Origin of the sequence: Bacteroides sp. CAG:633, assembly GCF_000435115.1 — a bacterium.
Taxonomy (GTDB): domain Bacteria; phylum Bacteroidota; class Bacteroidia; order Bacteroidales; family Bacteroidaceae; genus Bacteroides; species Bacteroides ndongoniae.
Map to the genome: position 1 here is coordinate 25,612 of NZ_FR883036.1, position 11,904 is coordinate 37,515.

At 46.8% G+C, this 11,904-nt stretch carries 10 protein-coding genes, 1 pseudogene and 1 riboswitch; of the genes and pseudogenes, 4 read left to right on the top strand and 7 right to left on the bottom strand.

The features are described 5' to 3' along the window. Positions 1-10 precede the first annotated feature (10 nt). Both QVP67_RS05230 and QVP67_RS05235 read right to left on the bottom strand, forming a co-directional pair. The gene (locus QVP67_RS05230; protein ID WP_022162507.1) at positions 11-1,585 is read right to left on the bottom strand and encodes an Rne/Rng family ribonuclease; all 1,575 of its coding nucleotides are present in this window, start codon (positions 1,583-1,585) and stop codon (positions 11-13) included. A gap of 330 nt (positions 1,586-1,915) precedes the next feature. Further along, positions 1,916-2,191 carry an HU family DNA-binding protein gene (locus tag QVP67_RS05235; protein WP_022162508.1) on the bottom strand — a complete coding sequence of 92 codons (276 nt, stop codon included), beginning with the start codon at positions 2,189-2,191 and terminating at the stop codon, positions 1,916-1,918. A gap of 152 nt (positions 2,192-2,343) precedes the next feature. Here QVP67_RS05235 and mutY point away from each other — a divergent pair, with 152 nt between their 5' ends. The 4 genes from mutY (at position 2,344) to QVP67_RS05255 (ending at position 5,905) form a co-directional block, all read left to right on the top strand. Then, positions 2,344-3,384 (top strand): A/G-specific adenine glycosylase, encoded by a 1,041-nt coding sequence (gene mutY, locus QVP67_RS05240; protein ID WP_288179927.1) that lies wholly within the window; start codon positions 2,344-2,346, stop codon positions 3,382-3,384. Between the two features lie 74 nt (positions 3,385-3,458). Then, positions 3,459-3,890: a single-stranded DNA-binding protein gene (locus QVP67_RS05245; protein ID WP_022162510.1), complete on the top strand. Its 432-nt coding sequence runs from the start codon at positions 3,459-3,461 to the stop codon at positions 3,888-3,890. Positions 3,891-3,913: 23 nt separating this feature from the next. Further along, positions 3,914-5,263: a gliding motility-associated protein GldE gene (locus tag QVP67_RS05250; protein ID WP_022162511.1), complete on the top strand. Its 1,350-nt coding sequence runs from the start codon at positions 3,914-3,916 to the stop codon at positions 5,261-5,263. 15 nt (positions 5,264-5,278) lie between these two features. Beyond that, a complete protein-coding gene (locus QVP67_RS05255; protein WP_022162512.1) occupies positions 5,279-5,905 on the top strand; it encodes a 4'-phosphopantetheinyl transferase family protein in 627 nt (208 codons plus the stop codon). A gap of 86 nt (positions 5,906-5,991) precedes the next feature. On the opposite strand, the gene QVP67_RS05260 is transcribed toward QVP67_RS05255, so the two are convergent. The 5 genes and pseudogenes from QVP67_RS05260 to QVP67_RS05280 all read right to left on the bottom strand — a co-directional run. Next, positions 5,992-7,365: a tryptophanase gene (locus tag QVP67_RS05260; RefSeq protein WP_022162513.1), complete on the bottom strand. Its 1,374-nt coding sequence runs from the start codon at positions 7,363-7,365 to the stop codon at positions 5,992-5,994. A 286-nt stretch (positions 7,366-7,651) separates the two neighbouring features. Continuing rightward, positions 7,652-7,851, bottom strand: a riboswitch (cobalamin riboswitch). A 63-nt stretch (positions 7,852-7,914) separates the two neighbouring features. Continuing rightward, complete coding sequence (locus QVP67_RS05265) at positions 7,915-9,708, bottom strand: sensor histidine kinase (RefSeq protein WP_022162515.1); 1,794 nt, start codon at positions 9,706-9,708, stop codon at positions 7,915-7,917. Then, complete coding sequence (locus QVP67_RS05270) at positions 9,683-10,372, bottom strand: response regulator transcription factor (RefSeq protein WP_022162516.1); 690 nt, start codon at positions 10,370-10,372, stop codon at positions 9,683-9,685. The genes QVP67_RS05265 and QVP67_RS05270 overlap by 26 nt, the downstream gene beginning before the upstream one ends. Positions 10,373-10,651: 279 nt before the next feature. Continuing rightward, positions 10,652-11,749 (bottom strand): GDP-L-fucose synthase family protein, encoded by a 1,098-nt coding sequence (locus QVP67_RS05275; RefSeq protein WP_022162517.1) that lies wholly within the window; start codon positions 11,747-11,749, stop codon positions 10,652-10,654. 46 nt (positions 11,750-11,795) lie between these two features. Then, a pseudogene (locus QVP67_RS05280) lies at positions 11,796-11,904 on the bottom strand (GDP-mannose 4,6-dehydratase); the annotation flags it as partial.

The following is an 11,904-nucleotide window of genomic DNA, read 5'->3' on the forward strand; positions in this document are numbered from 1 at the left end:
CCGCTTCGATTTACTTAATTTCTACTTCCTCTTTCATATCTATCTCTTCGCCTTGCGGGTCGTAGAAGATATATTGCAGAAACGCAAGTTTCTGGTTGGGAATGATTTTAATGCCAAATCCGTATTTCATCTGCCATTTCCGTTTCAGGGACATCAGCCCTTGGTTGACGTAGGCGGCGATGTACGGGTGGATGTGTAACGAGAATTTCTTTATCTTCAGCTTGTTTACCAGATAGTCTATTTTACTTTCCAGGGCATCGGTAAAGAGGATGGACGACTTGATGGTGCCTTTCCCGAAGCATGTGGGGCAGGTTTCTGTCGTATTCACGTCCATGGCGGGGCGTACCCGCTGGCGTGTGATTTGCATCAGCCCGAATTTGCTCAGGGGCAGGATGTTGTGGCGTGCCCTGTCTTTTTGCATGTTCTGGCACATGCGCTCGTAGAGTTTCTGCCGGTTCTCGGCTTCGTTCATGTCGATAAAGTCCACGACGATGATACCTCCCATATCGCGAAGTCTCAGTTGGCGTGCCAGTTCGTCGGCAGCTCCCAGATTCACTTCCAGTGCGTTGGCCTCCTGCCCGTTGGCATTCTTGGTGCGGTTACCGCTGTTCACGTCTACTACGTGAAGCGCCTCAGTATGCTCAATAATCAGGTAGGCACCACTTTTGTATGAAACGGTCTTACCAAAAGAGGATTTAATCTGCTTGGTGATGCCAAAATTGTCGTAGATGGGGAGAGGGCCTTTATACAGTTTCACGATTCCTGCCCGTTCAGGGGCAATGAGAGTTACGTAATCCTTGATTTCGTGGAACACGGCTTCGTTGTTCACATAGATGTTCTCGAACGATGGATTGAACAAGTCGCGCAACAGTCCTACGGCGCGGCTGGTTTCTTCGTAAATCAGAGTGGGGAATTTGGTGGCTTTCTGTATTTTTACTACGGCGTCTTCCCAGTGTTTCAGCAGTACTTTAAGTTCTCCGTCGAGTTCGGCTACCCGTTTGCCTTCGGCTACGGTGCGGACGATAACGCCGAAGTTTTTCGGCTTGATGCTCATCAGCAGTTGCTTAAGGCGGGCCCGTTCTTCGCTCGATTTAATTTTTTGCGATACGGAAACCTTATCGTTGAAAGGTATCAGTACGAGGTATCTTCCGGCAAAAGACAGTTCGGACGTCAGTCGGGGGCCTTTGGTCGAAATAGGCTCCTTGACAATCTGAACCACAACTTCCTGTCCTACCTTGAGGGTATTGGCTATGGTGCCGTCTTTTTCAAGGTCGGGGAGTATGGTTGCCTTGGTGATAGGGTTGATTTTCTTCTTGTCGCTTAAAGTTTGCTTTACGTATTTCTCTAACGAGTTGAATTGCGGACCTAAGTCCAGGTAGTGAAGAAAAGCGTCTTTCTCGTAACCCACGTCCACGAAGCAGGCATTCAGACCGGGCATCAGTTTCCTGACACGCCCCAAATACATATTGCCCACGGAGAAAGAAATGTTTCTTCCTTCGCTCTGAAGTTCCACCAGTTGCTTGTCTTCGAGCAGGGCGATGGAGACTTCTTTGGGCTGTACGTCTACAACGAGTTCGCTGGTCACAGTCGTTACTTTTGTTTTTGTTTGATAATACAGGGTTTCATTGTGGACAAGCTGGCAGGAAACAAGTCGGGAGATGTATATATGCTCCGTTTTTTCTTGCCGGCTTGTTGCTGGCACAATTCATTACTTAAACAAAGAACAAACCCGCGAGACCTTTTGTTTCACAAGTTTGTTCTTTTGTCTTGTCTTTCAGACTAAGATTTACTTTTTGCTTTTATGTCTGTTCTTTCTTAGTCTTTTTTTACGCTTGTGCGTAGACATTTTATGTCTTTTTTTCTTCTTTCCGCTTGGCATAGCTTCTAAAATTTTATGGGTTAATACTATTGTTTATTATTTTTTCACTGAAAGAGTGAATGTCTTTGCAGGCTTAAACGCCGGAATATTGTGTTCCGGAATGATAATCGTTGTATTCTTAGAGATATTACGGGCAGTTTTCTGTGCTCTCTTCTTTACAACAAAACTACCAAACCCGCGGAGGTAAACATTTTCCTCTCTTGACAAGGATGCCTTTACTGCTTCCATGAATGCTTCAACGGTTGTAAGTACGGTGGTCTTATCAACTCCGGTGTTTTTTGCAATTTCGTTTACAATGTCAGCTTTAGTCATTTTTTCTACAAATATGGTTATTACTGTTTCTTAATTTTTTGGACTGCAAATATATAGCTTTTCCGCGTCTCTGAAAAATATATTTCGGACTATTTTTTGAAAAAGTCGCTGCATTAGGCTTTATCGGGCGGGAAATGTACTATTTTTGCGGCATGAATATTTTTAGCGAAACATTGCTTGGGTGGTACGCGGATAATGCTCGCGAACTGCCATGGAGGAATACAAAGGACCCTTATCTGATCTGGGTTTCGGAAATTATTTTGCAACAGACCAGGGTGGCGCAGGGGTACGATTATTTTTTGCGCTTTGTGCAGCGCTTTCCCGACGTACACGCTTTGGCCGAGGCCTCCGAAGACGAAGTCATGAAGTACTGGCAAGGGCTGGGCTATTACTCGCGTGCACGCAATCTGCACGAGGCGGCACGTAGCATGAACGGAGTATTCCCCAGTACGTACGAGGGAGTGCGTGCTCTGAAGGGAGTAGGGGATTATACGGCTGCGGCCATCTGTTCGATAGCTTATGGCATGCCTTATGCCGTGGTTGACGGAAATGTCTATCGTGTCTTGTCGCGTTATTGGGGCATTGAAGTTCCGATTGATTCGGCCGAAGGAAAGAAACTGTTTGCGGCTTTGGCACAGGAGATGCTTCCTGCCTCCCGACCGGCGGAGTACAATCAGGCCATCATGGATTTCGGAGCCATACAATGTACGCCGCAATCGCCTTTGTGCATGTATTGTCCTTTGTGCGATACGTGCGCGGCACTGGCACAGGGAAGGGTGGACCAATTGCCGGTGAAACAGCATAAGACGAAGACTACCGATCGTTTTTTCAATTATATATATGTACGTGCAGGCGCGTACACGTATATAAATAAACGTACCGGGAATGACATCTGGAAGAATTTGTTCGAACTTCCGCTGATCGAGACCGAACGCGATATGCCGGAAGCTGAGTTTGTGCAGTTGCCCCAATTCCGTGACTTGTTTGCTGCAGAGGATAAGCCGCAGTTGCGTTGTTTGCGTCGTGGGGTGAAGCATGTATTGTCCCACCGTGTGATCTATGCCAGTTTCTATGAAGTGGTGTTGCCGGAAGAAACGCGTTCGTTTTCAGCTTATCGGCGGGTGTCCCGGGAAGAGCTTGGACAATATGCAGTGCCCAGGCTGATACATGCGTTCCTGGAAAAATACGAGTGAAAAGTAGGTGCCGATTCTTGCATTGTGTAATTATTCTTGTTACTTTTGGCGGCGAATTGATAAAATAGAAGTCTATGTCGGTAAATAAGGTAATATTGTTGGGCAATGTCGGACAGGATCCGAAGGTGACATACTACGACGGTGGCGCATGTGTGGCGCAAGTATCTTTTGCTACTTCCGAGAAAGGATATACCTTGCAGAATGGTACGCAGATACCCGACCGTACGGAGTGGCATAATCTGGTATTCCGTAACCGTCTGGCCGAGATTGTGGACCAGTATGTACATAAAGGCGACAAGCTTTATGTGGAAGGAAAAATCCGCAGCCGTTCGTATGATGACCAGGCAGGCATCAAGCGCTATGTGACCGAGATTTTTGTGGACAACATGGAGATGCTTTCGCCCCGAAACACTTCAGCGGCTCCAACTCCACAACAGCCCCAGCAACCAGCTTCATCTCCGGCAGCTTCTGTTCAGAATAACCAGGCGGATGATTTGCCGTTCTAATTGTTTAACTAAAACCCGATTCTTTGGACCCAGACGCTTTTTTATGCCAGTTGGCAGACGTATTTAACGGAATTTCCGTACATACACCTTCTGTTTCGGCTATTATAGCCATTGTTTTGGCAGGACTGCTCCTGCTTGTTTCCGGATTTGCATCTGCATCCGAAATAGCTTTCTTTTCGCTTTCTCCGGCAGACTTGAGTGCCATTGCCGAGAAGAAGAACCCTTCCGATGAAAAAATCAGCCGATTGCTGGATGATACCGAGCGGTTGCTGGCTACGATTTTGATTACAAACAACTTTGTGAATGTGACCATCATCATGCTTTGCAACTTCTTCTTTATGACTGTCTTCGAATTTCACTCGCCTGTTGCCGAGTTTCTGGTGCTGACGGTTATACTTACTTTCCTGCTGTTGCTGTTTGGCGAGATTATGCCTAAGATTTATTCTGCTCAGAAGACCTTGGCATTCTGCCGTTTTGCAGCTCCGGGCATTACGATGTTCCGTTCGTTCTTCTATCCGCTGGCTTCTGTTCTGGTACATTCCACGGCGTTTCTGAACAAGCATGTTACCCGTAAGAACCACAACATTTCTGTCGACGAACTTTCGCATGCATTGGAATTGACGGACAAGGCTGAGTTGAAAGAAGAAAGCAATATCCTCGAAGGCATCATCCGTTTCGGTGGCGAGACGGTGAAAGAAGTCATGACTTCCCGTTTGGATGTGGTCGACCTTGAAATACGTACCCCATTTAAAGATGTGCTGAAGTGTATTGTCGAGAATGTATACTCGCGTATTCCTGTATATGCCGAAACGCGCGATAACATCAAGGGAGTACTCTATATCAAGGATTTGCTTCCGCATCTGAACAAAGGTGACAATTTCCGTTGGCAGTCGCTGATCCGTCCGGCTTATTTTGTGCCTGAGACAAAGATGATTGATGATCTGCTGCGTGACTTCCAGGCTAATAAAATACACATTGCCATCGTTGTAGACGAGTTTGGAGGTACGTCGGGCATTGTGACAATGGAAGACATCATTGAGGAAATTGTAGGTGAAATACGTGACGAGTACGATGACGAAGAACGTACGTACACGATATTGAATGACCATACGTGGGTATTCGAAGCCAAAACACAGCTGACCGATTTCTATAAGGTAACTCACATTGACGATACTGCTTTCGACGAGGTAGCCGGCGATGCCGATACGGTAGCCGGGCTGTTGCTGGAGTTGAAAGGCGAGTTCCCGGCTTTGCATGAGAAGGTTAGCTATGAGCGTTATGAATTCGAGGTACTCGAAATGGATAACCGACGCATTCTGAAAGTTAAGTTCACAGTCAATCCCCTTACGGACGAGGCTGAAGGTAATGCATAAACGGAGGGTGGTGTCTTGAGTCTTTTCATGCAGCATAAGGAGGACGGATTTCTGCTGGGAGTATGGCGGATGGATGAATCGTACGAGGAATTGTGCCGTCAGTTGGCCGACACGGATCTTTGCCGTCAGGCGTCCGAACGTTTCCATGCAGTGCAGCGTAGGCATGAATGGCTGTCGGTCCGGCTTCTGCTGCGTACTCTGTTGGGAGCCGACAAAGAGATTGCTTATTTACCTTCCGGCAAGCCCTATCTGGCTGACGGCAGCTTTCACATCAGTATTTCGCATACACGTGGTTATGTGGCTTTGTTGCTGGCATCGACACCTGCAGGTATCGATATTGAGCAATATGCTACTCGCGTGCATCGGATTTCGTCGAAGTTCATGCGTGCCGACGAACAGCCAATTCCTTATCAGGGCGATGACACGTGGAGCTTGCTGCTTCACTGGTCGGCTAAGGAAGTAATGTTTAAATGTATAGACCGTTCCGAAGTCGATTTGTGTGATCATTTGCAGATACTGCCGTTTGTTCCGCAAGAAAGGGGAGAATTTCGTGCTTGTGAATATAAGACGGAGCAGCAACGAACGTTTCTCATCCGTTATCTGCTCCATCCTGATTTTGTATTGACGTGGACGGTATACTGAGGCCGTCCTGCTCCAAGTGCTTGTCTTATTCTTCTAAGCCAGTTGACCCTGGCTGATACGTCTACTTACTTCAAATAATAAGTTGTTTACAGTCTTTCCAGTTGCACGGTGAAATGTCGCATCAGGGGTGCTTCCCAGGCGATGCGTACGCCTCGTGTCACGCTTTCGCGTCGGTCGTATACATTCTTCAGTGCAGCTGCTACTACGTTCATGTGGTTGTCTGTATACACTCTGCGTGGTATGGCAAGGCGCAGGAGATCCAGGCCGGTGAATCGGTTTTCGCGCGTCACAGGATCACGGTCGGCCAGCAGATAACCTATCTCGCATCCCCGTATGCCAGCCTCCAGATATAACTCTACTGTGAGTGTCTGAGCCGGAAATTCTTCTTTAGGAACGTGAGTCAGCACCTTGGGAGCATCGATGAAGATGGCATGTCCGCCAGCCGGACGTTGGTAGGGGATACCGTATTCATCCAGTTTGCAGGCCAGATATTGCACTTGTCGGATGCGGGTTTCCAGATTGTCGAACTCGGTATTTTCGTCCAGGCCGATGGCCAGTGCGTTCATGTCGCGTCCGTTCATGCCTCCATAAGTCAGATAACCTTCGAACTGTACGCAGAAGCCTTTGGCGCCTTCGTACCAATCTTTCCGGTTGGTTGCGATGAAACCACCCATGTTGACAATGCCATCTTTTTTCGCACTCATGGTCATGCCGTCGGCCAGGCTGAACATTTCACGGGTAATTTGTTTGATGCTCTTGTCTTGGTAGCCCTCTTCGCGTGTCTTGATGAAATAGGCGTTTTCGGCAAAACGGGCCGAGTCGAACAGAACGGGTTTGCCGTATTTGTCAGCTATGGCACGTACTTCACGCAGGTTCTGCATGGATACGGGTTGTCCTCCTGCCGTATTGTTGGTGATGGTGACGATGATGAAAGGAATCCGGTCGGCGTGTTCCTGCAAGGCTTTCTCCAGTTTGGCAGGATCGACGTTTCCCTTGAAAGGAACTTCAAGTTGTGTTTGCTTAGCCTCGTCGACAGTACAGTCCAGTGCGAAAGCTTTGCGTCCTTCAATGTGTCCTTTGGTCGTATCAAAGTGTGAGTTGCCAGGCACGATGTCTCCTTCATGCACCAGATAGGAGAAGAGTACGTTTTCGGCGGCTCGTCCCTGATGGGTGGGGATGATGTATTCGAATCCGGTCAGTCTGGTAATGGTATCTTTAAGTTTAAAGAACGATGAAGCACCTGCGTAACTTTCATCGCCCAGCATCATTCCGGCCCATTGGCGGTCGCTCATGGCGCCTGTACCCGAGTCGGTGATCAGGTCGATGTAGACTTGTTCAGATTTCAGTTGAAATACATTGTAATGGGCTTCTTTCAGCCATTGTTCACGTTCTTGTCGGGTGCTTTTGCGGATGGGTTCTACCATCTTTATTTTCCAGGATTCGGCAAAGGGTAATTCCATAGTTGATTAGTTTTTCTTTTTTTGAGGGTTTGACATTTGGTTAACGGAATAAGTCTATGACTTATTGCTCAGGAGTCGAAGATAGTGATTTTTCTTCTATAAAGCAAGAAGTTCGTTTCCCTTTGTAAAAAAACAAATGTCCGGGCGAAATCACTTCGACCGGACATTCTCAATAAACTTGGCAGAGTTCATTTACCTTTTTACTTTCTTTGAATCAGTTGAAATGATTTGGACAGGAAATAGTTGTCCGGTTCATCAAACTCAACGCTTTTTCCTCGAAAGCAATGATAAAGTGTGTTGCATGGCAGGTCTTCTGACTTGTTTCTGTGGCAGACGCCTTCCCGGACGTATCCAGTGGCTTAAGAGGTATGTGCCTGTCACACTTCACGAAACTTACAGCAGCGGGACTGTTCAGGATTCTCACCTGATTCCCTTTTAATTGCTTTCCCGAAAGAGGATTGCAAACCAATGCAGCGCAAAGATAAGAAAAAGCCGGGGATTTACAAGGGAAATCTCCGGCAAATTAGTACATGTTACGAAGGTAATATTTTATTTTTCCCTGGCCAGTGTGAATACGAACTCCAGTCCTCCTCCTTGCCTGTTTTTGGCCGAGATGGTTCCTCCGTGTATCAGAACGGCGTTTTTCACAATGGCCAGTCCGAGGCCGGTTCCGCCCAGCTTGCGCGAACGGCCTTTGTCTACCCGGTAGAAGCGTTCGAACAGGCGGTTCAGGTGCTCAGGAGCTACGCCTACCCCTGTATCTGCAAAGCTGAAATAATAGAAGTTCTCGTCTTCGCGGAAACAGCCGATGTGTATATATATGTTGGTACCAGCGTAGGCGATGGCGTTGTCCATCAGATTCCGGAAAATGGAGTAGAGCAGCGAATAGTTGCCTTTCAGCTGTATTTTGGGTTGCAGCGAGTTGACTACTGTAATATGTTTTTCTTCCAGTTCCAAAGCTACTTCGTTGACGATGTTTCCAACCAGCAGGCTGATGTCTACCTTTTCCATATCGATCATGTTGGCTGCTTCGTCCATACGTGTCAACACGGAGATGTCGCGTAGCAGTCGGCTCAGGCGGTTGCTTTGGGCATAGCAGCGCTCCAGGAAAGTCTGCATCTTTTCGCGTGGGATGCTGTCGTTGCTGACGATGGTTTCCAAATAGCCCTGTATACTGCTTACCGGGGTTTTCAGTTCGTGAGCTATATTTTGGGTCAGTTGCCTCTTCAGTCTGATTTGCTCTTCTTCCTGGGTTATGTCGTTAATCGAGATTTCGAAGCTACGGTCTTGGAAGATGATGCATTCGATGATAAAGATACGTCCGTTTTTGTTGATGTTGAGCGACATGCGCTTTTCTTCCGTTGCATTAGCCGGACGTTTCTGCGACTTGTTGATAAAGTCGGTTATTTTCTGAAACTCACAGATAGAGAATATCTCTTCGGTAGTTTGCAGATTCTGGTCCGAAATAAGGTTACCGTATTGTGTGAAGAGGTTATTGACGAGTATTTCCTTTTTATCTTTAGTAAATACACCTAGTCCTTCTCGCGATGTCTGTAAGTGTGTGATCAGTTTTTCTCTTTCGATGTAAAGAGCCTCCTTTGTCTCTCGCAGGCGTCGGTATATCTGGATGATGTGTTGCGAGATTTCTCCCAACTCATTATGGGGGAATGCAGCCTGTATATCCATTTCAATCGGTTCATTGCGGTCGGCCCGTTTGGCAAATTCGCGAAGATTGGTGATGGCTTTTCCAAGTTTTGCTGTAAACTTGTAAAAGATGAATATCAGCAGTAAGGTTACGATAACGGTAAACCAGATGTAATGAGGGTCGGCAGCCAGGTTATGAATCAGATTCAAGTTGTATGGCAGTGCCGAACGTATGATATAATTGTCTTGTAGAGTTGCCGAATAGAAGTAGGGCATTCCGGTAGTTTCTGACATACGGCGTAAGTCGTATCCTTTTCCTTGCCGAAGTGCTTGTTGTATTTCCGGGCGTCCAAGGTGATTACCTGGTTCCTGTTTACCTTTGTAACTGTCGTATATCACTTTCCCGTTCAGACTGATAAGAGTGACACGCAGGTTATTGTTTACTCTATTGATGTAATTGTCCAAAGTGCTGGTCCACAGACTGTCGGGAACAATACGCAGTTCGAACGATAAACGCTCGTTATAATCCTGCAATTGTGTGTTGAGCAATTCTATTTTGTAGCTTTTTTCACGTTGGTACTGATAAGCGATGAAGCAAGCTGCGAATGCAAGAAACAGCGAGATAACCGAAAGAAATAACTTCCGGCTGAATGACAGAAAATGCCGTTCATCTTTATTCGGCTTCAAAGCAGTATCCATATCCCAAGCGAGTTACAATGCATTTTCCGTAAATACCGATTTTTTTGCGCAGGCGGGTGATGTTAACGTCTATGGTACGGTCGAGCACATAGACTTCCTCGCTCCAGATACGTCCCAAAATATCTTCGCGCGAGAAGACACGTCCTTTGTTTTGCAGCAACAGCAGCAGAATTTCGAATTCTTTTTTGGTCAGCGGAGCTTCCTGTCCATCAATGGAAACTTTTTTCTTCACAATGTCAAGAACCAGCGTTTTATAGACCAATTGCTCGGGCATCCGTTCGCTTTCCCCCTGTCCTGTACGTCTCAGTACGGCTTTAACCCGTGCTGCTACTTCACGCAGTGAGAATGGTTTCGATATGTAGTCATCAGCTCCAAGATTGAATCCTGTTACAGTATCGTTTTCCGTGTCTTTAGCTGTGATGAAGATTATGGGCACTTGTGCTGTCTTTTTATCTTTCTTGAGCATACTTGCCATTTTGAATCCCGATATCTCTCCCATCATTACGTCAAGCAGTAGCAGGTTGTAACTGCTGATGTCCATTCGCAGGGCTTCTTCGGCCGAGTTTGCAGTATCCACTTCGTATCCTTCGTTCTCAAGGTTGAACTTCAGGATTTCGCACAAATCTTCTTCATCGTCTACTACTAAGATCCGGTAATTGTTCATTGTTTCCTGGTTTTAAGTTGCAACTGGGAAGCACTTTTCCCGTCTGTAACGGTACGTCCTCTTCCTGTTACAAAGTTATACTTTATTTCTTTTCGCAGGCAAAAGTGAGGCATTTTTATTACGGACGCATGAAACAAGTATTACGATTCTGTTACACTTTTCATCTGAACATCTATTGCCAGGAACACAGAGAGGGAATGCTGTAATACAAAAACACACCGATGATGCTGTGGCAGTCTCATCGGTGTGTCATTTGTACGGTATACGTATCTTAGGGGTTTACACAGTCTGATGGTTGATGCAGATTCCTTGTTTGTACCATTCGTACAGACGGTGTATTCCTTCGTCTATTTCTACCTTGTGGTGCCATCCCAGTCCGTGCAGCTTGCTTACGTCGGTCAGCTTTCTCATTGTGCCGTCCGGCTTGCTGGCATCCCACTTCAGTTCACCCTTGAATCCGATTTCGGCAACAATCTTTTCGGCCACTTCGCGGATACTCAGTTCTTTTCCAGTTCCAACGTTGATGTGGCAGTTACGAATCTCTTTTTCACCTTCACGGTAGGTGTCCTTGAAGTCCACGTTCAGCAGTACGTGTACACTGGCGTCGGCCATTTCTTCGCTCCACAGGAATTCGCGCATGGGTTTTCCGGTTCCCCACAGGGTGACAGCTTCGGCTGTGATGCCGTATTTGGCCAGAATCTGTCTGATTTCTTCTTCTGTCCGGCTGCCGTCTACTCCCTCTACCGGGCGCAGGTTAATGTCTTTTCTTACAGCTTCCCAGTTTCCTTCGTTCAGGCATTTGGCCAGATACACTTTTCTCATCATAGCTGGCAGAACATGGCTGTTTTCCAGATGGAAGTTGTCGTTCGGACCATACAGGTTGGTGGGCATCACGGCAATGTAGTTGGTACCGTATTGCAGATTGAAGCTTTCACACATTTTCAGTCCGGCAATTTTGGCTATGGCGTAAGGTTCGTTGGTGTATTCCAACGGCGATGTCAGCAAGCATTCTTCTTTCATGGGTTGCGGTGCCTCTCTGGGGTAGATGCAGGTACTTCCCAAAAAGAGCAGCTTCTTGACTCCGTGGCGGAAACTTTCGCCTATGACGTTTTGCTGAATTTGCAGATTTTCATAGATAAAGTCTGCTCTGTATTGCAGATTGGCCATAATGCCTCCCACATGAGCGGCTGCCAGCACTACAGCCTCGGGTTGCTCTTCATCGAAGAATTTCTTTACAGCTACTCCATCCAGCAGATTCAGCTCCTTATGTGTGCGTCCTACCAGGTTGTGGTATCCTCTTTCCTGTAGGTTGTTCCAAATGGCCGATCCTACCAGTCCTCTGTGACCGGCTACATAGATTTTAGTATCTTTATCCATTTTCATTCTTACTTATATATACTTATGTAAAAAGGTAATTTACCGTTTACTTCACAATGCCTTTCTCCAGATATTCTGCCAGATTGGTTCTTACCTGCTGAGCTGCATGGTCGGCAGCTACTTTGGCCATATCTGCTTCCACCATAATGCGTACC

Coding starts and splice junctions, on each gene's coding strand:
- QVP67_RS05235 (WP_022162508.1), bottom strand. CDS start 2,191: ATGACTAAAGCTGACATTGTAAACGAAATTGCAAAAAACACCGGAGTT.
- mutY (WP_288179927.1), top strand. CDS start 2,344: ATGAATATTTTTAGCGAAACATTGCTTGGGTGGTACGCGGATAATGCT.
- QVP67_RS05245 (WP_022162510.1), top strand. CDS start 3,459: ATGTCGGTAAATAAGGTAATATTGTTGGGCAATGTCGGACAGGATCCG.
- QVP67_RS05260 (WP_022162513.1), bottom strand. CDS start 7,365: ATGGAATTACCCTTTGCCGAATCCTGGAAAATAAAGATGGTAGAACCC.
- QVP67_RS05265 (WP_022162515.1), bottom strand. CDS start 9,708: ATGGATACTGCTTTGAAGCCGAATAAAGATGAACGGCATTTTCTGTCA.
- QVP67_RS05270 (WP_022162516.1), bottom strand. CDS start 10,372: ATGAACAATTACCGGATCTTAGTAGTAGACGATGAAGAAGATTTGTGC.
- QVP67_RS05275 (WP_022162517.1), bottom strand. CDS start 11,749: ATGGATAAAGATACTAAAATCTATGTAGCCGGTCACAGAGGACTGGTA.